17 protein-coding genes are annotated in these 24,751 nt (G+C 39.3%); 2 read left to right on the top strand and 15 right to left on the bottom strand.

The features are described from left to right. Window positions 1-143: 143 nt before the first annotated feature. The 7 genes from RR45_RS05020 to RR45_RS05050 form a co-directional block, all read right to left on the bottom strand. Window positions 144-1,010: an AraC family transcriptional regulator gene (locus RR45_RS05020; protein WP_031366732.1), complete on the bottom strand. Its 867-nt coding sequence runs from the start codon at window positions 1,008-1,010 to the stop codon at window positions 144-146. Window positions 1,011-1,036: 26 nt separating this feature from the next. Continuing rightward, window positions 1,037-1,885, bottom strand: a complete 849-nt coding sequence (locus tag RR45_RS05025; protein WP_031366731.1) for a carbohydrate ABC transporter permease — start codon at window positions 1,883-1,885, stop codon at window positions 1,037-1,039. Continuing rightward, on the bottom strand, window positions 1,882-2,796 hold the full coding sequence (locus RR45_RS05030; RefSeq protein ID WP_031366730.1) for a carbohydrate ABC transporter permease: 915 nt from the start codon (window positions 2,794-2,796) through the stop codon (window positions 1,882-1,884). Before RR45_RS05030 ends, RR45_RS05025 begins: the two co-directional genes overlap by 4 nt. Window positions 2,797-2,928: 132 nt before the next feature. Further along, window positions 2,929-3,573 (bottom strand): extracellular solute-binding protein, encoded by a 645-nt coding sequence (locus RR45_RS05035; RefSeq protein WP_084463465.1) that lies wholly within the window; start codon window positions 3,571-3,573, stop codon window positions 2,929-2,931. 141 nt (window positions 3,574-3,714) lie between these two features. Then, a complete protein-coding gene (locus RR45_RS05040) occupies window positions 3,715-4,425 on the bottom strand; it encodes an ABC transporter substrate-binding protein (protein WP_084463464.1) in 711 nt (236 codons plus the stop codon). Between the two features lie 548 nt (window positions 4,426-4,973). Then, the gene (locus RR45_RS05045) at window positions 4,974-5,963 is read right to left on the bottom strand and encodes a LacI family DNA-binding transcriptional regulator (protein ID WP_031366729.1); all 990 of its coding nucleotides are present in this window, start codon (window positions 5,961-5,963) and stop codon (window positions 4,974-4,976) included. A gap of 157 nt (window positions 5,964-6,120) precedes the next feature. Continuing rightward, window positions 6,121-6,993, bottom strand: a complete 873-nt coding sequence (locus RR45_RS05050; protein WP_031366728.1) for a Cof-type HAD-IIB family hydrolase — start codon at window positions 6,991-6,993, stop codon at window positions 6,121-6,123. A gap of 214 nt (window positions 6,994-7,207) precedes the next feature. Between RR45_RS05050 and treR the strand changes: the two genes are divergently transcribed. Together treR and nox are read left to right on the top strand one after the other, a co-directional pair. Next, window positions 7,208-7,924 carry a trehalose operon repressor gene (gene treR, locus RR45_RS05055; RefSeq protein WP_031366727.1) on the top strand — a complete coding sequence of 239 codons (717 nt, stop codon included), beginning with the start codon at window positions 7,208-7,210 and terminating at the stop codon, window positions 7,922-7,924. 568 nt (window positions 7,925-8,492) lie between these two features. Further along, the gene (gene nox, locus RR45_RS05060) at window positions 8,493-9,821 is read left to right on the top strand and encodes a H2O-forming NADH oxidase (protein ID WP_031366726.1); all 1,329 of its coding nucleotides are present in this window, start codon (window positions 8,493-8,495) and stop codon (window positions 9,819-9,821) included. 139 nt (window positions 9,822-9,960) lie between these two features. Here nox and glmM read toward each other — a convergent pair whose 3' ends face one another. The 8 genes from glmM to uvrA all read right to left on the bottom strand — a co-directional run bounded on the left by glmM (window position 9,961) and on the right by uvrA (window position 24,277). After that, complete coding sequence (gene glmM / locus RR45_RS05065) at window positions 9,961-11,316, bottom strand: phosphoglucosamine mutase (RefSeq protein WP_031366725.1); 1,356 nt, start codon at window positions 11,314-11,316, stop codon at window positions 9,961-9,963. Between the two features lie 69 nt (window positions 11,317-11,385). Next, window positions 11,386-12,345, bottom strand: a complete 960-nt coding sequence (locus tag RR45_RS05070; RefSeq protein ID WP_031366724.1) for a CdaR family protein — start codon at window positions 12,343-12,345, stop codon at window positions 11,386-11,388. Further along, window positions 12,335-13,222 (bottom strand): diadenylate cyclase CdaA, encoded by an 888-nt coding sequence (gene cdaA / locus RR45_RS05075; RefSeq protein ID WP_031366723.1) that lies wholly within the window; start codon window positions 13,220-13,222, stop codon window positions 12,335-12,337. The genes RR45_RS05070 and cdaA overlap by 11 nt, the downstream gene beginning before the upstream one ends. A gap of 120 nt (window positions 13,223-13,342) precedes the next feature. Further along, complete coding sequence (locus tag RR45_RS05080) at window positions 13,343-13,624, bottom strand: hypothetical protein (protein WP_031366722.1); 282 nt, start codon at window positions 13,622-13,624, stop codon at window positions 13,343-13,345. Between the two features lie 257 nt (window positions 13,625-13,881). Next, on the bottom strand, window positions 13,882-17,550 hold the full coding sequence (gene nifJ, locus RR45_RS05085; RefSeq protein ID WP_072353607.1) for a pyruvate:ferredoxin (flavodoxin) oxidoreductase: 3,669 nt from the start codon (window positions 17,548-17,550) through the stop codon (window positions 13,882-13,884). Between the two features lie 270 nt (window positions 17,551-17,820). After that, complete coding sequence (locus tag RR45_RS05090; RefSeq protein ID WP_072353606.1) at window positions 17,821-18,924, bottom strand: DUF6273 domain-containing protein; 1,104 nt, start codon at window positions 18,922-18,924, stop codon at window positions 17,821-17,823. Further along, window positions 18,914-21,337, bottom strand: coding sequence for a VWA domain-containing protein (locus tag RR45_RS05095; protein WP_072353605.1), 2,424 nt, complete (start codon window positions 21,335-21,337; stop codon window positions 18,914-18,916). Before RR45_RS05095 ends, RR45_RS05090 begins: the two co-directional genes overlap by 11 nt. 99 nt (window positions 21,338-21,436) lie before the next feature. After that, window positions 21,437-24,277, bottom strand: coding sequence for an excinuclease ABC subunit UvrA (gene uvrA, locus RR45_RS05100; protein ID WP_031366718.1), 2,841 nt, complete (start codon window positions 24,275-24,277; stop codon window positions 21,437-21,439). Window positions 24,278-24,751 lie beyond the last annotated feature (474 nt).

Consider the following 24,751-nt stretch of genomic DNA (forward strand, 5'->3'; position numbering starts at 1 on the left):
CCTCCAAATAATTTGTATTAATAATTCATTTGATATCTTTATTTTAGTAAAATTTTCTATCAAATACTTCCCAATTCTCTAACCAAAACTTCCCAGATTTTGCGCTCATTTTTCTCTTAATAGCCTTCAGCATGTGTCTGGACTCATTGATCATTGATGTGCTTTTGATATTGTAACGGGGATATACCCTGTGACTTTTTAAAAACGTGATGAAAGGTTTTAACGCTTGAAAAACCAGACTTCTCAGCCACTGCAACCATAGGCAAACGTTCTTGACTCAAAATATATCTCGCCTGCTCCAAACGATAATCATTAAGAAATTGAATGAAAGTTTGACCGATATGTTTCTTGAAAAAGCGCGTGAAATAATAAGGACTAAACCCCACTAACGCGCTAATCGCATCAAGCGTAATATCCTCTTGAAAATGCGTCTCAATATAGCTGAAAATTTGATTCAGTAAAACCAAATCTTCTTTATATTTTAGCTCAGCGTGATGACCTGCTTTTTTCTCAGTCGCTTCTTGAGGCAGTTGTTCTAAAAAAATCCCCATAAGCTGCATCAAATAACCAAGTTGCAAATAGTGAACCGAAATCGTTGGCACTAGCGTTGTTTGAAACAGTTTATCTAGTAAATCAGACACAATTTGTACCAACTCATCTGACCAATTTTTACTGTCAACTTGCGCGTGATCAAATAACTGTATCAAATGCAGTTGACTAACGCCCAGTAATTTTTCATCGAATATCGCTAAATCAAACTGATAGACATAGCGCACACTATCTGGCGAGGACAAGAAAGCATGCGTTGCACCACTCGGAAAAATAATCATCTCTGATTCATGTAAGACCATCATCTCATTTTGATAGGCAATATTAACACAACCTTTTTTGACATAGATGATTTCGACTTCCTTATGAAAATGCGGAAAACTAGCTAGGGTATTCTCATTTTCAAAGATTTTAAGATTGACAGGACTGTCGAATTTCACCAGCTCGATATAATGACTCATTTTTTCTCCAACTTATCAATTGTTTTTTACTTCACAGCACCATCTGCCATTCCTTTGATAATTTGTTTTTGCAAGAATAGAAAGAGAATGATAACTGGAATAACAGTAATCAAGACTGCTGGGAACATCAAATCCCAAGGCACTGAATAAGGACCGTCCTTCATTTTAGCGTAGTAAAGAGCTAGCGTTAAAGTTTTATTTTCTGAATCCCCTAACACCAAGAATGGCAAGAGATAATCATTCCAGACCCACATGGCATTGAGAATAATGACTGTTACCGTTGTCGGTTTGACAAGAGGCATGACAATTTTAAAGTAAACTTGAAAAACACTCGCACCATCTATAATAGCAGCCTCTTCTAATGAGGCCGGCACACTCTTCATAAACCCATGATACAGAAAAGTCGACATGGCAAGCCCAAAACCACCATACATAATAATCAAACCTGGCACATTTTTCAAGCCAACATTTTCAAACATGGCAATGAGTGGGTACATCACTGCTTGAAAGGGGATCAGCATTGATGAGGTAAAAAGCAAGAGTACAAACATGGCAAACTTACTTTTCACACGCACCATCATCCAAGCAGCACTTGAAGATAGAATGACAATAAAGCCAACAGCAAGAACTGTGATCAAGACAGTCAATAAAATAGAAGGCACAAGCTTGATTTCAGTCATAGCATGTGAGATATACTTAAAAGTAATCTCTTTTGGTAAAGCCAACGGTGAATCAACAATCTCAGCCTGAGATTTGAAAGAGTTCATGAACATGAATGCGATTGGGAAAATCGTCACCAAACCCATGATTAATAAGATGATAAACATGACAACTTTGCCAAGCTTTTGTCCGGTTGTTTGTACTGAATTGTTCATTGCATCTCCACCTCTTTACCTTTCAAAATTACGGTTTGCGTAATTGAAATAGCTGCCACAACAAGGAAGAATATCACGGCCTCTGCTTGTGCAATCCCGTAGTTACCATTCGTATCATTAGTTACTTTCAAAACTTGTGCCGCTAACATCCGATAGCCTTGCGGTGCGTTATTCGTCAGCGCAATATTCTGGTCCAACAACATAAAACATCTAGATAAAACGAGGAAGAAAACAATGGTAAAACTCGGCATGAGCATTGGAATGGTAATTTTAAAGGATTTTTGAAAGGCATTGGCACCATCAATCGATGCTGCCTCATAATAATCATCCGAAATGTTGGCAAGACCCGTCGTGTAAATGACCATCATATAGCCTGACATCTGCCAAACCGCCATGATTAAAATCGCAAACATGAGTTTGTTGGGGTCTTTATCTGTCATGTAGGTCAAAAATTTAATCGGAATCAGACCTTCTTTACCAAACAAAACTTTTGTGAAAATATTGTTGAAGATGAATAGCCAGATGAACCCTAAAGATAGACCACCTAATAAATTTGGTAGGAAAAAGGTTGCTCGGAAAATTCCGACAGCCTTTCCAATGGCATTCACCAGTAACGCTTGTGCCAAGGCAACAACATTGACTGCAATTACCGCAAGTACCGTAAATTTTACCGAGAATAAGAAGGCTGAGCGAAATGATTCTTGTTTGAAAGATGCGATATAATTTTTCAAGCCAAGAAAGGCCTCAAAAGGATTGGTCGTCCGACCATTTGGTCCCATAAAGAATGAGCCACGCCAGCCTGTAAAAGAGTAGAAAATTCCGATTATGAAGGGAATTAAAACAACAATCAGAAAGACGGCAAAGGCAGGCAAAACAAATGGAAAGAACCATTTTTTATATAATTTTGACATTAAACTCTCCTTGATTCAGTTCGAACATCACTAGAAGATGCGAAAGATAAGCTGATAAGGCTGATAAACTTGAACACCCGTACTGCATTTGACAATACGGGTAGTCAAGACTGCTTTAGCAGTAACATTTAATTATTGACCACTTTGTTCCTTGAAGTCTACCCAAGTTTTAACTGATTTATCGACATAATCGTCGTAGTCTTTTTCAGTCCATTTTTCTTTCGTCATGTAGTTTTTCTTCAAGAAATCACCAATGGTATCATTGAATGAACCTGGTGTGCCATCAAATGGATTGCCAAGTGTCGGACCTGCTGCGACATAGGCTGCAACTGCATTATTAAGTTTATTTGGCGATGTTGTGTCTTTCAAATCGTTATACATGATAAAGCCAGCTTCTTCTTTGAGGAATTTTTTACCACGGTCAGACGTATAAAGCCAAGCGAGGAAGTCAGCTGCGATCTCTTGTTGTTTTTTACTTGCTTGTTTATTGATGATAAAGTAGTTTGGTACAAAGGCTGGAATTGTCGTATTAAAAAGTTTCGCATCTCGGTCTTTGATTTTGATGTCACTATCTTGGACTGGCCATTTTACTGGAATCAAATCCATCGTGTTGATAATCTCTTTATCAAGTTTTAAAAGGTTCGGATAAATCCAGTTCCCTTGTTTTAAGAATAAGCCTTTATGTGCAACAAAGTTTGCAAGTGAAGCATCATAGCTCCCCGTAGCACTGTCAATGAAGTCCGGACCACGTTTAACGGCACCATTTTTACCAGCCATGTAAGAATATTCAAAGTCTAGTCCTTTGATTTCAGATTTGAGAGCTGCTTTTGCATCTTTAATGCCTTCATCACCTTTAGCATAGTAGGCTGCGGATACATTTTCAAAGACTGTATTAAGTGGGAATGATACCCAGTGGTTTTAGTAAGTCCATAATTCAGCACCAGATTCAACGAAAACGCCATTTAATTCTTTAGCCAAGCCTTTTTTCTCAGCTGCAAAAGTATAGGTATGACCATTAACAGTCACAGGAGAGACTGTTCCATCTTTGATATAAGCATCAACTGCTTTGACAAAAGTTTGCCATGACGTATAATCAGGTTCAGCTTTTAAGTCAGCTAACAAGGCATCAGTGTCTCCTTCAAACAAATCCTTCAAGACATTTTTATCAACTTGATAACCGTAACCTTCAATGTTATAAGGCAAACCGAAATTTTCACCATTTTTAGCTGTTAAACGTTGGGCTGCAGGAATCTCATCTGCCAATTTTTTAAGTTTAGCATTATCAATTTTATTGATATCTTGCATATAATCTCCTGAATCAGGTCCCCAGTTAGTGAGTGTACCTGACGAGAAGATAGTCGGTGGTGTTTTAGAACTAAACTCTGTCGTTTGAACTTCATTACCATTGGTTGTGCCAACAGATAGAGTGTAAGTCTTAACCTTAATATTGTTTTCTTTACCGTATTCTTCTACGACTTTTTTGAGTGGGTCAGCGATTTCTCCTTTGCCATTAAAGACATATAGAAAATCATCTCCACCACCTTTTGAACTTGCATTACCACATGCTGCCAATGACGTTACTGCTGCCATAGTCAGCAATCCTAAACCTAACTTTTGCCATTTTTTCATTCCAATTCTCCTTAAAAATACGAATGGTAATTATCACCAATATTACATCTAAGCTTTTATGTCAACCGTTTTCATAAACCACCAGATTTTATCCTTGTTTCAATTCTATCCTATTAGCTAAGTTAGAATTGAACTCTCGTTTAAATTCCTGAAAACTTGTTCTGATTCTCCTTTCTATTTTGCAAGCGTTTTCAATTGCTTATAGATGAATTTTACTATACTTCCATTTTTATGTCAACCCTTTTCATAAAGTTTATTAACGGGCAAAAACTATGCCAAAAATAAAGATTGTCTATTTTTATCTCTATTCTATACGTTAAATAACACAATAAAAATACTTTATATTGATATTCCATTTTATTCTCATCATATCATTGCCATTACATATCATTAAAAAATTGAAAATTATAATTATAAACATCTTTTAGAACGGCAATATCCTAACTTTATATTTATCATTTTATTTTAAATTATTTATTTCAGACAAATAAAATCATTAATCTGATAATCGTTTTCATATTTGGCTCTAAAAAAAACAGCTGAAAGTCTCAAGCTGTCCCTCTGATAATTAATTTTGTGTTTAACTCTGGCATTTCCGGTTGTTTACGGTGTTCAATATTAGCAATGATAAGCGCTGCCACGTATTCACCCATCTCCTTTATCGGTTGCTTAACAGTTGTCAATCCTGGGTACAGTGCCTCTGCAATCGGTTGGTCATCAAAGCCAATTATCGCTAGTGTTTCCGGTACTTCAATGTTCAATAGATGGCATTGACTTAAAATCCCTGAGGCAACCTCATCACTGATGACTAAGAGTGCATCCGGTCGCTCCTCACCTAGGGCTAAAACATCCGTCAGGGTACTTTTTCCGTCGCTAATCGTTAGCCGTCTCGGAAAGACACAATCTGAATTTGGTTCAATACCAAACTCTTTCAGAGCCTGTACATACCCTTTAAAACGTGGGTCCACAGCCAACATACTCCCTCTGTTACCTGTCACATAGCCGATTTTCCGATGACCTTTAGAGAGTAAATAATAGGTCGCCTCATAGGTTGCCTTTTTTTCGTCAACATGAATCAGAGGGATATTTTGCTCACCCAAATAGCGATTGCAGACGACGATTTTCCCCGCCTCAATGAGTTTTAAGACTTCCGGACTGTCATCATCAAGACTGGTCATAATTAAACCATCTAGCTGACGTTTTTTCAGCATCTCAATAAACCTTTTCTCCCGCTCAGGTTCTTCCAGTGTCTGTAAAATAACAATTTGGTAACCAACCTGATAAGCCGCTTTTTCAATCGCATCAACCAAGTAAGTAAAAAAAGGGTTGGTCACAAAGGAGATGATCACACCAATCAACTTCGTCCCTTTACCTCTCAACTGTTGGGCAACGTTATTGGGATAATAGTCCAACTCCTTCATGGCGTCAAAGATCTTCTTTTTTGTCTTATCTGAAACATAAGGGTGGTCATTAATTGCCCTAGAAATAGTTGTAATCGAATAGCCTGTTTTTTCAGCAACATCGCTTATTTTTGTCATCTTGTTTTACCTATATTTTCTATGCACATTGTCTATCTTCTATGTCACTATTATTATAACGTAAAAAAACCGAAAAGTCTCCTACCATGTGATAGCGCTCTCATTTCGATGCAAAAAAAAAACGCTACTCACGTTTTTCACCTCACTCCTTTAATGCCTATTGCCACTCACCTGCTAAAATACACTCAACTGCATGTGCCACACCATTCTCAATATTCGTCACAGTCGTGTACTTGGCAATCGCCTTGACCTCGTCTTCAGCATTAGCCATCGCAATCCCAATACCTGCTGCAGCAATCATGCTCATGTCGTTAAAATTATCACCAAGTGCTGCTACTTTTGACAAAGGAAGGTTTAATAGCTCTGTCACTTTTTGGAGGGATTGTCCTTTTTGCGCAGCCTCATGATTCACTTCAATGTTATTGGCACCAGATGATGTCACAGCCAAATTTGGAATCTGTAACAATTCTTCCTTAGCCGATAATAAAGCTGGGTCATCAATTTGTCCCATTGCAAAGATTTTCAAAACTGTCACTTCAGGATTATCCAAAACTTCCTTGAAATCCGCCACAAAGCTAATTGGTAAGGTCGCCATATGACTTTTGGCGATTTCAAACGCCTCAGCCTCAGTCAAATTAGGTGATGTGCTTTTTAGCCAGTGTGCCACACTCGCAATCCGATCATCAATATTTTCAGTAAAGCCACCGTGATCCGTAAAAAGTTCAAAATAAATGTCATGGCGGCGCAAAATAGGCAGAGCTAAGACAAGTTTCTCCTTTTCAATCCCAACAGTGAAGATATTTTGACCATTTTCATCAAAAATTTGCGCCCCATTTGATGTGATATAACGGCATTTAATCCCAGCTGACTCTAAAATTGGTTGTGCCTCTTCAATTGAACGACCAGTTGCAACAACAAACTCTATCCCTGCTGCCTGTACTTTCTTAATCGCTGCAACATTTTCTTCTGAAATTTCCATCTCAGCATTAAGCAACGTGCCATCCATATCTGATGCAATAAGTTGAATCATTTTTCTTCCCTTTCTGTGCTTTCATTAAAATGAAAGCTTGAAACTTGACCTACACTAGCGCTCCACCAAAGCTGGGTCATTCGCGACCTTCGTCCGCTCAAAGTCTTTCTGTGCTACTCTAGTGTTTCTTAAAATTCTGTTTGTTTCAAACAAATTGTAAACGTTTCCCTTCCATTTTAACATATTTTGCTCTGAATTTTGGTAAAATAAAGATATGAAAAAATATGAACTGATTTTACATGACTTAGAATATAAAATTAAAAATAAAACCTATCAGGAGAATGATCTTCTACCAAGTGAAAATGAACTCGTCAAAATTTATGATGCCAGTCGTGCAACAATCCGCCAATCTCTTCAAATTTTGGAAGAAAAAGGCTTAATTCAAAAACAAAAAGGTCGCGGTTCTGTTGTCATCGCATCAAGTAAACTTAATTTCCCGATTTCTGGCTTAACCAGCTACAAGGAGTTGCAAGACTCCCTCGGCTTTCAAAGTGTCACCGAAGTCATTAAATTTGAGAAAATCACTGTTGATAACGAACTTGCTACTCGGACACTTTTCGAACCAGGTATTCCCGTCTGGCATATCATTCGCATTCGTAAAATTGATGACGAGGCAGTCGTCCTTGACCACGATTTTGTCAAATATGACATTTGTCCTGATATGAGCAAAGCAGATGTTGCCTACTCCCTCTACGACTACCTTGAAAAACAGCTGAAAATAGAAATTTCCTTCGCCCAAAAAGAAATCACCGTTGATTTCATCAATGACGAAGACCGACAACTTCTAGATCTCAATCAGCTAGACCGCCACATCGTCAGCGTCAAAAGCCATGTTTTTCTCAATGATGCCAGTGTCTTTCAATATACGGATAGTCGACATCAAGTTGATAAGTTCCGATTCACTGAATTTGCAAGACGACAAAAACGTTGAGTTCCAAATCAGTCAACACAGACTAAGTAAAGATTGAAAAAGATGGCATTAACTTTGCCATCTTTTTTCAATCTTTTTAAATTTCCGATACACTATTTTTGCAATCGCTTTCTTTTTAGTTTATAATAAGTGTGGTATTATTAATACTCGCGTGTTTATAAAAAAGCACACATTTTTAAAATCATCAATTCAAAACGGAGGTGAAACGATTAGACGTAGTTAAGTACAAAACAAAACATATTTTACTTAGTTTCTACCAACTTATCATCGACTAGGCTTAGTGTATTCTCATATGCTTTCGGATGATTTTCTAGATTTTTTCTGAAACAATCTCAAAATATTTGTTGCGTTCTCAAACTTGAACGCGTATACTTTTAATTAAGCTTCAACTACAAAACTTCTTCAATTGGCCAAATCATCTCGGGCCATGTCACTAAAAGTAAAAGGGGCCACTTAGATAGATACAGTTAGTCAGACTAGTCTTAGGAGATCGGTCTTTCTTCAGTACCTGTCTCACGTTTAACGTATCGAGCACACCTCTAAAAAAAGAAAAGGAAACCTACTACCTATGAAAACAGTTATTATTGGTTCAAACCACGCAGGAATTGCTGCTGCCAATACACTCCTTGACAATTATCCTGGCACTGAAGTTGTCCTAATCGACCGCAATACTAACCTCAGCTATCTCGGCTGTGGTACAGCACTTTGGGTTGGCCGTCAAATCGATGGTTATGAAGACCTCTTTTATACAAACGAAGAAACTTTCCGCAAAAAAGGGGCTAAAATCTTCATGGAATCAAGTGTGACTAGTATTGATTTCAATAATAAAATCGTTTACTTTGAAAATAAAGCTGGCGAGAAATCTGAAGAAAGCTATGATAAATTAATCTTGGCAACTGGTAGTAAACCAATCATTCCAAATATTCCCGGTAAAGACCTTGAAGGCTTACACTTCTTGAAACTCTTCCAAGAAGGACAAGAAGTTGACCACGATATGTCACGTGAAGATGTCAAAACTGTTGCTGTCATCGGTGCTGGTTATATCGGCGTTGAAATCGCAGAAGCTGCTAAACGTCGTGGTAAAAACGTCCTCCTCTTTGATGCCATGCCAACGTCTCTTGCGTCTTACTACGACCCTGAATTCACACACAATATGGACAAAAATCTTGAAGAAAACGGGATTGAACTTCATTTTGGTGAACTCGCTACTGAATACAAAGGCGATAAACGCGTAACACAATTAGTGACCGATAAAGGCACTTATGATGTTGATATGGTGATCAATGCCATTGGTTTCACAGCAAATTCAGATTTAGGAAAAGACCACTTGGAAACTTTCCGAAATGGTGCTTACCTTGTTGATAATCATCAAAAAACAAGTGACGATAGCGTCTATGCTGTTGGAGACTGTGCAACAATTTATTCAAACGCCCTTGAAGCGACAACCTATATTGCCCTTGCAACAAACGCTGTTCGTAGCGGTATCGTTGCAGGTCATAACGTTGGTGGTACGGAACTTGATGCAATTGGCGTACAAGGTAGTAACGGTATCTCAATCTTCGGCTATAACATGGTGTCAACAGGTCTTTCAGTTGCTGCCGCTAAAAAAGCTGAAATTGATGTTGACTACACTGACTTTGAAGACTTACAAAAACCTGGTTTCATCAAAGAAAACGCACCAGTTAAAATCCGTATTGTCTACGAAAAATCATCACGTCGTATCGTTGGTGCACAACTTGCCTCAACTGAAGATATTTCAGCTAACATCCATATGTTCAGCTTAGCTATCCAAGAGCACGTGACGATTGATAAATTGAAACTATTGGACATCTTCTTCTTACCACATTTCAATCAACCTTACAACTATATCACAATGGCTGCACTTCGCGCTAAATAATTACTTGAAAACACCTGACTGTTTAGCATTTGGCTAATCCATCAGGTGTTTTTTTGTTTATTTTTCTATCACTGACCCAAGTTCACAAAAAAAACCTCACAAAAGGTTCTGATTTTTGATTTTATAAGTACCATCTTGATTAGTCAATTCCAATTTCTTCACGAACAACTGAAACGATCGTATCCACATATTCATCTACTTCTTTATCAGTTGGCGCTTCTGCCATAACACGTAATAAAGGTTCTGTCCCACTAGGACGAACGAGAATACGACCATTACCTGCCATTTTTTCTTCCATTTTACCAATGATAGCCGCAATCGCAGGCACTTCCATTGCTTTAGATTTCATGCTGTTTTCAACACGAACATTGACTAATTTTTGAGGATAAATTGTGACTTGCGCTGCCAATTCTGATAGTTTTTTACCGGTTTCACGCATCACTTTTACAAGTAAAATCGCTGAGGCTTGACCATCACCTGTTGTATTATTATCAAGGTAAATGATATGACCTGACTGCTCACCACCAAAATTATAACCGTTTTTCTTCATTTCTTCAACGACATAACGGTCACCAACAGCTGTAATCACACTGTTAATCCCTACAGACTCTAAAGCTTTATGAAAACCGAGATTAGACATAACAGTCGTCACAACTGTGTCCTGAGCTAATAAGCCCTTCTCATGCAAGTGCTTAGCAACGATGAACATAATCTTATCACCATCAACAATAGCCCCTGTTTCATCAACTGCAATCAAGCGGTCACCGTCGCCGTCAAAAGCCAAACCTAAATCTGAACGATTTTCAACAACAGCTTTCGCCAGATTCTCTGGGTGGGTCGAGCCAACACCTCGGTTGATGTTCAGACCGTCAGGTGTCTCACCAATGACATTGAGATTAGCAGAAAGATCACTAAAAACTGTACGGGCGCTAGTAAAAGTCGCACCATTGGCTGTATCCAAAGTGATTTTAAAACCTTCAAAACTACCATCTGCAGTATTTTTCAAAAATTCATCATATTTCCGAACGGCTTCTGAATAATCATGTAAGATCCCAAGGCCTTGTGCTGAAGGGCGTGGCAAAGTGTCACGTTCAGCATCTAACAAGGCTTCAATTTCGAGTTCTTGACTATCTTCTAACTTGAAACCATCTGCGCCAAAGAACTTGATACCATTATCCAAGGCAGGATTGTGACTGGCAGAAATCATGACACCCGCAGATACGTCATCTTTTTTTACAAGATAAGCAACACCCGGTGTCGCAATGATACCAAGATCGTAGACTTCAATCCCAACGCTTAAAAGTCCTGAAATCAACGATGTGCCTAACATTTGACCTGAAATCCGAGTATCACGCGCAACATAAACTTTTGGTGTCCCAATTTCGTGCTGAGACAACACAAAACCACCAAAGCGACCAAGTTTAAAGGCTAGTTCAGGTGTTAACTCAACATTTGCCTCACCACGTACGCCATCAGTTCCAAAATACTTACCCATTTATTATCTCATTTCCTTTTTTTTGCTATATCTATTATAACTTACTTTTTATTTTATAACCATTATAACCTATTTTTTAACCGGTGTCACTGTCACATCGATCACATTAGGCGAAATCGTCACATTATCCTCTGAAAGCGGAACCTTGATTGTCGTTTCTTTAGTAATATTCGTCACATCAATATTAGCTGTAATACTTGACACATCATCAATAAATTTCTGCTCACCCGAAATATTGGCAGTATCTTTAGACAATTTGAAGTTATAATTTGTGAAGGAACTATCTTTTTTACCTGTTATTTTGCCCACTATCGGGACATCTTTGTTAGGTAATTCAACATCCACTTTCATATTGACAGACGTTGGTGATAATTTCGCTGGCAACACTTTACCTGACTTATCGATAGCTTGTAGGTAGACTTTGCCAGCGTAATCATTGTCCAAAATCACATCACTAGGTAGAACGGCTTGCACTTTGTCAATCTGCGTGATAATAGAGGCACCTGACGTCACCTTAACCGTATCCTTATCAATGCTGACATTTTTCAGTTGGTAGCCTTCTGGTAATAGTTTAAGGGAAACGACAGGGGTAATATCAAAAGTCTTTTCTGCTTTTTTCTCAACTGTCACTGAAATGTTACCTGGATCAACTTGGGCATTGACACCTGTCGCCAATTCGACAACTCTAACAGGGACTTCAACTGTCCCTTCTTTTACCTTCGTCAAATCAACGACCAGATGAAAACTACGGGTGTCTGATGATTTTTCAGCATTTAGCCGTACGAGATTATAGGATGTTAGATAGACATTAGCACTGCCATCAAACCCTGAGACAAAGTATTTATCGTGATCATATTTCAGTTCAATTGGTACATCATAAAGTGACGTTGAATATGTTTCTGACGCATTCGTTCTATCGTTAGAATTTTTCAGTAACACCGCATTGGCATTGAAAAATAAGACAATCGCAAAGAAAAGACTAACAAGTATGTAGATAAATTTTGATGATATGAAATCTTTATTTTTCATTTGATTGACCTCTCTTTGACTTTAATTTCTTCAAGAGTCTATCTCGTTTGTTCATTTTATTGGTATCTTCTAGGTTTTTAATCAAAAAGTCATGAAACTCGCTTTTTGAGAGGTCTGAGTAAAATTCACCATTTTTGGTAATTGACAGGCCTCCTGTTTCTTCCGAAACAATCAGGGTAATAGCGTCTGAGACCTCAGAGATACCTATTGCCGCACGGTGGCGGGTCCCGAATTCTTTAGAAATCTTACTATTTTCGGTTAGTGGTAAGTAGGCTGACGTTACCGCAATTTTATCGCCTTGAATGATAACTGCACCATCATGCAAGGGGGTATTGGGGATAAAGATGTTAATGAGTAGCTCGGATGTAATGTCTGCATCCAGTTTAATCCCGGTCGAGATATATTCTTCAAGGGTTTGGGATTGTTCAATGACAATCAATGCACCGATTTTGCGCTCACTCATGTAGTCGAATGATTTCTCATAGGCTTTGATGTGGCTCGATTGTCTTTTCTTATCATCCGATAAGCTAAAGCTGAAGATATTCGTGGTACGACCAAGACTTTCAAGACCACGACGAATTTCTGGTTGAAAGACGATAACGGCGGCTATCACACCATAGGTAATCACTTGATTCAAGAGCCACTCAAATGTGCCCAGTCCTAACCAACCACTTATGATTTTTAGCATGATAAATAAGAGGACACCACGCACTAATGTCATCAATTTTGTCCCTTGCACACTCCGCAAGGCGCTATAAATCAAAAAGGTAATCAGACTGATGTCGACAATGGCAATAAAAAGACGCCAAGGAGTCAGATTCAGCTGAATTATTTCCTGCCATGATTGCAGGTTGAAAATTTGATTAAAATCATTCATGTTTCAATTCTACCATTTTTGTTTTTTTTTAACAGCGAAAAGAGATGATTCTCTTGAATTTATTTTGAATTAATATCATGTTTTACCAACGAAGTTTGCTTAATAAATCAAGTAAAGCACTTAAACTTCCCATGACAAGATACCCAGAAAATGATGTCTTTGCTTTTCCGGTAGCACTGCCTCAAATTTAGCAACATAGGTCTCACTAATCATTTCTGAGCGCTGGGCGACTGTCAAAAGAAAGTCCTGAATAGTAGAGAAATCAAAGGTCTTACCGTGATGTTGCTGTCGCTTGAGTTTAAGCAATGGTATTCGATAGTCTTGAAACCAGTCTATTTTAGGATTTTCTAAAGACCTTTCCAGGTAAATCAGACCATCAATTCTTCGAGAAATTTTAGGCATATCTTCTATTGACAACATGTAGTTATAACCAAATAAGAGTCTGATATCATAATCATTTTATATTAAGCAACACATCATTTCCGATGCTATCGGTATCACTTTTTTTTGCATTCGTATACTTTTTGACGTAAAACAAGACAAGAATAAAAGCAAACTAGCTCAATCAATCTGATTTTAGCTACTTTGCTTTTCTATTTCGGTAACTAAGAACTTCTATCTTAGCTTTTTTACATTCATCATTATTTTCAATTTTCAGGTTACTTTCCTGCACGTTTAGCAGCACGCTCAGCACGTTTGGCAGCACGACGAGCCTCAGCTTCAGGGTCTTTTTCACGCTTTGGACGCTCTACTTTGGATGAAGTAACAAGGACTGTTTCTTCACCCTTAGCCTTCGCTTCCTTGGCTAGGAATTTATCCAAGTCCCCAGACATCCTTGCATAGCGAACAAATTTACGACGCGCATCTGCAGTCGTCTTATCAAACAAAGCTTGCGCAGTCTCTGGTTTGATGCGCTGTAGGCTTGCAAATCGAACTTGTTGGGTCATGAACTCTGTCATCTTATCAAAATCAGGCTTCTTGAAGTCAAGCGTTAGAGGATTTTTCCCCATATCTTCCAAATTTGGATTGTAACGGTAAAGTTGCCAATAACCAGACTCTACAGCTTCTTTAGCTTCTCGAATGGTTTGTGACATACCACCACGTAAACCGTGTGAAATACATGGTGTATAGGCGATGATGATTGACGGCCCATTATGACGTTCTGCCTCTTCAAAGGCCTTAATCGTTTGCATTTTGTTAGCACCTGAGGCAATTTGGGCGACATAGACATTACCATAGGTCATAGCCATGAAACCTAAATCTTTCTTAGCTGCAGCTTTCCCTGCTGCTGAGAATTTTTCAATTGCAGAACGTGGTGTCCCTTTAGAGACTTGACCACCAGTATTAGCATAGACTTCATTATCCATGACGAGCATATTCACATCTGCACCAGAGGCAATGACATGGTCAATTCCTCCAAAACCGATATCATAAGCCCAACCATCGCCACCAATCATCCATTGAGTAGGTTTGACAAATTGATCTTGACGCGCTCGAATACTGTCAAACTCTGAGCCCAATTCAGCTAAGGCACTCTTGAGTTTTTCAGCACGTTGGCGTGTACCTTCTGATTCGTCTTTATGCTCAATCCAGTCTTGCATTAGGGCTGCTACTTCTTCTGATACTGACACGTCATTAAGCAGCGTTGTCAAATCCTTTGCCAACTTCGTGCGGCGCGCTTGCGACGCTAGCCACATGCCATAGCCAAATTCCGCATTGTCCTCCAAGAGAGAGTTGGACCAAGCAGGACCTTGACCGGCGTCATTTGTCGTGTAAGGGCTGACAGGTGCTGCACCACCCCAGATAGAGGAACAGCCAGTGGCATTAGCAATCATCATGCGGTCACCAAACATTTGTGTGAGTAGTTTAACGTAAGGTGTTTCACCACATCCGGCACAGGCACCTGAAAATTCGAGTAATGGCGTGTTGAACTGTGTCCCAATAACTGTGTTGGCCTTAGCTGGATTAGCTTTGGTTTTCAAGGTCATTGAAAAGGCCCAATTTGCAGCCTCAGCACGAACTTCTTCGTAAGGTTTCATTTCGAGTGCTTTACCTTTGGCAGGACAAGCCTCGACACATAGTCCACAACCGGTACAGTCTTCAACAGAAACCTGAATGCGATACATGAGACCATCAGCACCGCGATAATCTTTGACGAGATAACCTTCAGGTGCTTCGTTTAGTTCGTCTTCATCCAGTAAAAAAGGTCGAATCGCTGCGTGTGGGCAAACAAAACTACACTCATTACACATGGTACATTTGTCAACATCCCAGACAGGAACTTCCAGAGCAACACCACGTTTTTCAGAGGCAGTTGTGCCAAGTGGCATGCGACCGTCTGTCATATCATTGTCAACTAAATCTCCAACCGACAGATTGTCACCTTCTTGCGCATTGACGTTATTGACGATTTGAAAGACGTATTTCTTAACTTTTTCACCACCAACTTCAATGGCTTGTGGTGCTTTTGCTACTGCCCAATCGGCTGGAATCGTCACTTTGTGCAAGCCATCCACTGCCAAATCCATTGCCTGCCAGTTTTGCTCAACAATCTTCATTGATTTACGAGCATAACTATCATGCGCATCTTGTTTGAGAATGCTAAAGACATCATCAAATGGCATGATTTGTGATAATTTAAAGAAACCAACTTGCATGGCGGTGTTAATCCGTCTACCAAGGCCAGCTTTTCCCGCAATTTCAACAGCATTCATCGTATAAAATTGAATGTCGTTTTCAGCGATATAACGTTTCATCCGACTTGGCAAATGATGATTAAGTTGCTCATCAGTCCAGACTGTATTGAGCAAGAAAGTGCCACCTTTTTTGAGCCCTTTCAGAACATCATATTGGTGGACATAACTGGCTGTTGATAGGCTGACAAAATCGGCGTGTTGAATCATATAAGTTGACTTAATCGGTGTATCACCAAAGCGCAAGTGACTAATTGTCAAACCACCAGATTTTTTAGAATCGTAGGCAAAAGCACCTTGCACATATTTATCTGTATGGTTACCGATAATTTTAATAGCAGATTTATTGGCACCAACAGTGCCATCAGAACCAAATCCCCAGAACTTGGCTTGGAACGTTGAACTTGGTGTCAAATCAAGCGAAGGACCTAATTCAAGCGACAAATTCGTCACATCATCCTTGATACCGATTGTGAAGCGTTTTTTAGGTGCGTCTTTACCCAATTCATCAAAAACAGCAACCATTTGGCTTGGCGTCGTATCTTTCGAACCAATCCCATAACGCCCACCAATCACTTTAATGTCAGATGCCTGGTCATACAAAACAGACTTGACATCCAGATAAAGTGGTTCTCCACCAGAACCAGGCTCCTTAGTTCTATCCAAGACAGCAATTTTTGTCACAGTTTTAGGGAGTTTTTCAAGGAAATTTTCTGCTGGAAATGGTCGATATAGATGCACATTTAAGAAACCAGTCTTACGACCTTGTGCATTCAAATAGTCCACAGTCTGCTCAATCGTTTCACCGACAGAACCTATTGACACAATCACTTCCGTCGCATCTTCTGCCCCGTAATAGTTAATTAAATCATAATCTGTGCCACGCAAAGCATTAATCTTACCCATATATTTTTGGATAATCGCAGGCACCTTATCATAGTGACGATTGGTCGTTTCACGCTGTTGAAAATGGATGTCAGCATTCTGATTAGTCCCCGAAACAGTTGGATGATCAGGATTCATGGCTCTATCACGAAATTCTTGCAGCTTTTCTTGATTGATAAGCTGACCTAAATCTGCATAGTCCAAGACCTCAATTTTTTGTAGCTCATGTGAGGTTCTGAATCCATCAAAAAAGTTCATAAATGGCACAGAAGATTCAATCGTCGCTAAATGTGCCACAGCTGACAAATCCATAACTTCTTGAACAGAAGACTCTGCCAACATGACATACCCCGTTGCACGCGCGCTCATGACATCAGACTGGTCACCAAAAATATTAAGGGCATTAGTTGACACCGCACGTGCCGCCACATGAATCACGCTAGGGAGCAGTTCTCCTGCGATTTTATACATGTTTGGTAGCATCAACAGTAAGCCTTGGGATGCTGTGTAGGTCGTCGCTAATGCCCCTGCCTTGAGTGCGCCGTGAATTGCGCCTGCTGCACCTGCTTCAGACTGCATTTCACTAATTGAGACAGTATCGCCCCAAATATTCTTTCGTCCCGCAGCCTGCCACTCGTCTGTGTACTCTGCCATAGGACTAGATGGTGTGATTGGATAGATAGATGCCACTTCTGTGAAAGCATAAGCCACATGAGCTGCTGCCATGTTTCCGTCCATTGTTTTACGCATGTTTACCTCTTTCTGTGATGTTAAAATCAGGTCTATGAGTATGCTTACTTTGACTAAGTTATACTTTTCTATTCTAACATTTTTTTGAGGTGTTTTTTAGTGTTTTTAGATTAAAATTTTGACTACTTTTCATATGTAAAATATCTTTGACACACGAAAAGACCCTTGGTAAATTTGAACTTCTTTATCCATTCGTCAAAATACCAAAAATGAGAAAACGCCAGAAATAAACTTTACATTTCTTCCACCTTTCATATCCTCGCCATGTTCCTATTCTATTGGAAATGTTTCTTTTTTAGAAAACTTGGCAAGGATTGTTTCATTCTGCGTGAGTTGGTATGTTAATAATTTTTCGCAAGATATCAATTTATCACCCAAATACCAGCCGTCGAACCGACCATCTGAAAAAGTCAAGGCACGCAATTGCACACTTTCGCCTTTGGCAACGGTCAAGTTATCGCTTAATACACCGCCATACTGGGGATTTTTTAGTTCAACTTCAATGCCTAAATAGTTGTTCTTGATGTAATATTTTTCTAGTTCATGTCCTGTTAAGCCAATATCCTCCACCAAAATATTGGCTTTGGGTAGTTTTAAATCTTGAAAGGCTTTTAAAACGTAGATTTCTTGTCCTTTGATTGTTTCTTTGGCTATTTTTGTGTTTGGTGGTAGGCAGAAACTTGGGCGGAGATAGTTTGGAGTTCTAACTTCTGATGAGCCAACCCCACCATAATCAGTTACTAAAGTTGCCAAATCTACAAAATGATGGGCTCCCGAACCTCTTAACCACCATAAACCCAAAGTACCATCCTTGGTACTTGCAATAGCCCTTTCAAATTTTTTATCAATAAAATAGCCTATTTTTTCCTCATCACTCGTGGCAAAAATTTCTATCCCTACTTCTTTCTCTAGTAATAGAAATAGCTTTCTCTTAATTTTTTCTATTTCATCACCGACCTGTATGCCATTTTTAGCTTTAATATTCAACGTTGTCATCTTTATCTGCGAGCTCAATTTCGAGGGAAATTCATGAATAAATAGCTCATTCATAAAGCGGTCTGAAATACTTTCGGCATAATAGGAAGTCGTCTGTATTTCCTTATGTGGTATTGCTGCCTCTACCAGATATTTTCGCATTAATAAAACATTGCCTTGTTTATAATAATTTTTCGTCAGCACTAAGTAAGGTTCTAGCTTACCATTTTCAGGAATATAAATGGTGTAGCCTAGACGCTTATCACTATCATAGGCTAAATCTTTTAAGGTCTGTGCTTGTTTTGCTGGCAATGTTTTTGGAAGTTGAAACACAAGTAACCCTAGAAAACTTAGCATTATAATCAGAAATATGATAACTAATCCCTTTTTATTTTTCATTAGCACTTTCCTCAATAGCTGAAAATCTAGCGACTAAAGTACTTTCTTCTGTTACTGTGTAATCACATTCTAATTCTTTTGAAATTAGAGTGCCATCTTTATACCAGCCATCAAATTGACCATTTTCAAAAGGAATGGCATATAATTCGGCTTTGTCAAATTCTTGTGTAACACCACCACCTAAAATCTTACCAAATGCTAGACCTTCGATAATGACATTCGTTTTATAGTAAGTTTTCTTTTCCTCTACAACCACTGAGCGACTCCGATTTTGCAATATCGGTAATGGATCAGTGTAATTTTTATCTTGTGACCGTAACCAAGCCAGACAAATTTCAGGCTGATGTGCAGCACCGACTATTTTTAGATTTTCAAATAAAGTAAGTGTTAAGTTAGGATGTTTGAGAATAAAATCTCCAAAGAGTTCAAGGGCGCTACTATTCAATTCTCTAGTAATATCATCCAACCCTAAAGCCTGTCCCAATTTTTGTTGTAAAGGTCTTGTAATTAACTCGCCAACAGATGTGGTTTTCAAATCTACTATGATTTTGATTAACTCAATAACACTTACCACTGCCTTATCATTTGAATCCGCTAAAAACGCTGCAATTAGTCCACGTACGCTCTCCTGATGATTTTGGACATAGTAATTTCGATTGAGTAATTCTTCCGCTGTGAAAGTACCTATGACTTTTTCTAAATACTCCGTCAAAATATGATTCTGATTATTATCATTGACACTAAATTTAATACTTTTATTTGATAAATTAACATTTAGACTTAATTTTTTCCACTTAAAATTATCCACAATATAGTCATCTAGAGACTCTATCTTTTCAAGCTCTCTTAGCATTCTGTCGCGTAACAAGGAGTATTGGCTTTCTCCAACAAGCTCTCTAGTTGGCAATAAGATATCTTTACCATACCTAGTAAATTCAAAATTTTTCGTATCAGGTGCCACTTTCGTTACCACATCATTCAAATTAACAATATTAATAATATTATCATTCTTTTTATTTCTAGGGTCAAAACTAGCTAGCGTCCCAGCTGGCGGTTCAAAGCAAAAAGCATACAAATCTGATGGTGCAAGCTCAACTTGCGGTAATTTTCTACCAGAGTTCAATTCACCTGCAAGCAAATTAGCTGTTGCGCCACCGCGACTGTAGCCTGTCAGCCAAAGCTTGATTTTACCTTTAATGTGATGCGTTTTGATATAGTTGTCCAAAAATTTCAAAACATCTTGGCTAGCTTTATGAAACCCCTGATGTTGTCCAGATGTCCCAAGTGTCACATTGCTCGCCCACTCTGCCTCGTAGCCACCGCCACGGATAGCAAGTGCAATTAGCGTATAATCTTCCTCGTCAACTGTAAGCTTTTTCTCTGCTGCGATAGCTCCAATTGAATCTTTAGTGGGCCTGAATTTGAAACCATCATTTGCCTCAAAATGATTAAATCCTAATTTCCCAAGTAGTTTTTTAGCATTATCACTCTTAAATAGATAATCATTTTGAGTCGGACTAGCCCAAGCCGCCAGTTCTAAATTTAATGACATGGTAGCTAGACTAGGATTATAAGGTAAAGCTTTATTTTGATAAGCATCACTTGCCGCCTTAAAATAATCATCTGAATAATGAAATTGCGTCTGTGCATCTCGATGACCATATCTCACACCATAATCAAACTGTCCCGTCAAAAGTGTTTCATTTGTACGCTGCCGCTCAAACAAAAAATCAAGATGATCATTTTGGGAAATATCAAAGAAACCGTCATTCTGAATATTTTCAAAAAATCGTTGTGTCTGTGCTTGAGTACTTTTAGCAACTCTTGCCAAATAAATCAATGTTCGGATAGAAACTTTTGATTTTTTTAATTGCTGAGCATATTCATCAGCTGCATTCGCATATTTATAACTATGACTGTCCTTGCTAGTGTAAGTCCCTTTTTTCAGCATATCACCTGCCGTTGGGGCATTATCAGCAATGATAAAAATATTTGCCTTTTGATTTTGGCTCTGCTTAATCAGTTCCTCAGCAGTTTTCAAACCAGCCGTCAGATTACTTTCCCCACTAGATTCAAGAGTTGATAGCTTTTCTAGAATCACTGTTGAATCAGTTGTTGGTGCAACAAGCACCTGACTGTCATTATCATAAGCAATAACCGCAATCCTTGCCTGCTCACTTTCTACCGCAAAACGGTTAATCAAGTCAATCGTCGTTTGCTTGTCCTTGTTTTGCATATTTCCTGATGTATCAATCAGAAAAATAGTTAAAGCCTCATCATCCAGTTTCATTTTTAAAAGCTGTTTATCAGTCGCTTGCACTAAAACATTTGTTCCGAAATCAAGCGCATGTGTGACCGACAAAGGGATAAGAAAGAAAATCCCTAAACAGAAAGTTATGATCATTTTTTTCATATACAATATCCTCCGATATTATATACGCTAAAAATGTTCAGATGTCACAAAGTAAATCAAAAAACTCTCACAAATCAAACATTCGTGAAAGTTTTCAGCTTATTCCAATTTCTCTTTCAAATAACGCCCCGTATAAGACTCTGGTACCTGAGCCACTTCTTCTGGTGTCCCAACAGCCAGCACCGTACCACCACCGATACCACCTTCAGGTCCTAAATCAATAATATGATCAGCTGTCTTAATCACATCCAGATTATGTTCAATGACAACGATTGTATTGCCCTGTTCAACCAAACGGTTGAGGACTCCAAGCAAGGTTGCAATATCTTCTGTGTGGAGACCTGTCGTCGGCTCATCTAAAATATAGAATGATTTACCAGTTGAGCGTTTTTGAAGCTCACTTGCCAGTTTCATCCGTTGGGCTTCGCCACCAGAAAGTGTTGTTGCAGGCTGTCCTAATGTCACATAGCCCAAACCAACATCGACAATCGTTTGTAGTTTCCGCTCAATTTTTGGAATGTGCTTGAAGAAGTCAACTGCATCGGACACGCGCATTTCAAGCACCTCTGAGATATTTTTCTCCTTATAATGGACTTCCAATGTCTCAGAATTATAACGTCTACCATGGCAAATTTCACATGGCACATAAACATCTGGCAAAAAGTGCATCTCAATCTTGATAATACCGTCACCAGAGCAGGCTTCACAACGACCACCCTTGACATTAAAGGAGAAACGACCTTTTTTATAACCACGAATCTTGGCTTCATTGGTATTGGCGAATAAATCTCGAATATCATCAAAAACTGAGGTATACGTCGCAGGATTGGAACGCGGTGTCCGACCGATTGGACTTTGGTCAATATCAATCAAACGCTCAATTTTTTCATAACCTGAAATTGATTTATATTTACCAGGCTTATCACTGTTATGATTAAGTTTTTGCGCCAAAGCTTTTTTAAGAATGGTGTTTACTAGAGTTGATTTACCAGAACCAGAAACGCCAGTTACTGCTGTCATCAGACCTAAAGGAAAGGCAACATCTAAATTTTGTAGGTTATTCTCAGTTGCACCTTTAATGGCAACAGTTTTCTCTGGATCTACTGGTCGACGAACGTCTGGTACTAGAATTTTTCGCTTGCCAGACAAATATTGACCTGTGATAGATTTTTTATTTTTGGCGACTTGCTTAGGTGTGCCAGCAGCGATAATTTCACCACCCAAATCACCAGCACCAGGACCGATGTCAATCAAGTAATCTGCTGCCATCATGGTATCTTCATCATGTTCAACGACGATGAGCGTATTTCCTAAATCGCGCATTTTTTTCAAAGACTCAATCAAACGATCGTTATCACGCTGATGCAAGCCAATCGACGGCTCATCTAGAATATAAAGGACACCAGATAAGTTTGAACCAATCTGCGTTGCCAAACGAATCCGCTGACTTTCACCACCTGATAAAGTCCCAGAATTACGAGACAAGGTCAAATAGTCCAAACCAACATTTTTCAAAAAGCTCAAGCGATCTCCGACTTCTTTGATAATCGGACGGGCAATCATGGCTTCATTTTCTGACAAGACCAGTGACTGAATCAAGTCCAAGTGCTCACCAATCGGTAGGCTTGACAAGTCTGCAATGTCATAACCTGTTTCGCCATTCAACTTGACAGACAAGGCCTGTTCATTCAAACGCTTCCCGTGACAAGTTTGACACGGTAAAGCATTCATATAAGCCCGCATTTGGGTTTTCGTACTGTCAGAGCCAGTCTCATATCGTCTGAAAATATTAGGTACAATCCCGACAAAAGCCATGTCCAAATCACGCAGACCAAAATCTCCCTCGTGATAAAAATGGAAGACTTTGTCCCCTGACCCATAAAAAATCAAGGTTTTTTCATCTTCTGTTAGTTGCTCAAAAGGGGTGTCTAAATCAACGTTGAAAGCCGTCATTGCCTGCTCCAAAACGGCAGGATAGTAGGTCGATGAGCCTGAATACCACGGCACGACCGCGCCCTCGCGAATCGTTTTCGTCGCATCTGGCACGACCAAATCAAGGTCAACTTCCAAGCGCATGCCGAGACCATCACAGTCAGAACAAGCACCTTGTGGCGCATTGAACGAAAACAAACGTGGCTCAAGCTCAGGGACAGAAAAGCCACAAATCGGACAGGCATAGTATTCACTGAACAGCAACTCATTGCCATCCATAGTATCAATTTTGACATAGCCATCACCTTGACGCAAGGCCGCCTCAACCGAGTCAAACAACCGCCCACGAATCCCGTCTTTGAGGACAATTCGGTCAATCACGATGTCAATATCATGTTTCTTATTCTTCTCTAGCTCAGGCACTTCGGATACATCATAGACCTCGCTATCCACCCGCACCCGAACATAGCCGTCCTTTTGGATTTTCTCGAAAATCTTCTTATGTTGACCTTTTTTAGCGCGGACAATGGGCGCTAAAATCTGGAGCCGTTGCTTTTCAGGCAGAGCCAAAACACTATCGACAATTTCCTCGACAGATTGTGCTGTAATTTTACCATGACCGTTGATACAGTAGGGTGTGCCAATCCGTGCGTAAAGCAGACGCAGATAGTCATGAATTTCAGTTACCGTGCCAACCGTTGAGCGTGGATTCTTAGAAGTCGTCTTCTGGTCAATTGAAATCGCAGGCGATAAGCCGTCGATACTATCAACATCTGGCTTATCCATGTTCCCAAGGAACTGACGGGCATAAGCCGAGAGACTCTCAACGTAGCGTCGCTGTCCTTCGGCATAGAGTGTATCGAAAGCTAGTGATGATTTTCCCGAGCCTGAAAGTCCTGTCATCACGACTAATTTATCTCGCGGAATCGTGACGTCTATATTTTTTAAATTGTGGGCGCGAGCCCCATGAATGACAATATTTTCTTGTGCCAAGTTAGCCCCTTTCATGCATCATATTTGATATCACTTTTATACTTGTCTAACTATATAAAGCATACGCAACTTTTGAGCTATTTTTGTCAGTTAGTCAACGGCTAAGCGGTAATCTAGCGACTAAGATTTTTTCAAAAATCAAGTCTACTGTATATAGCGTGGTACGTAATGCGCTGAAGCGCAAAGTGCCAATGCCAAAACCACCAAGCCACGTTGTAAGTCACTTTTCCGTAAGCCGCTAAAATGTCAACTCCAAAGCTAGAGGCAAAAAGACAACGGCATATAAGTATACATCAAGACCTTTGTCCTACGCCTAAGTGGTAAAACTACCAAGGCACGTCAGACATAGCTACTTATCTAAGCGCTAAAGCGCCAAGATAGTTGAAAGCAATGGAGGCAATGAAGTTACCATCAGAAAGTGTATGTTTTAGATAGTTAAACGAGTATAACTGGCAAGCAATATACAACTACCTCTAGTATAACATTTTA

The sequence above is a fragment of the Pseudolactococcus chungangensis CAU 28 = DSM 22330 genome (genome assembly GCF_002441885.1).
Taxonomy (GTDB): Bacteria; Bacillota; Bacilli; order Lactobacillales; family Streptococcaceae; genus Pseudolactococcus; species Pseudolactococcus chungangensis.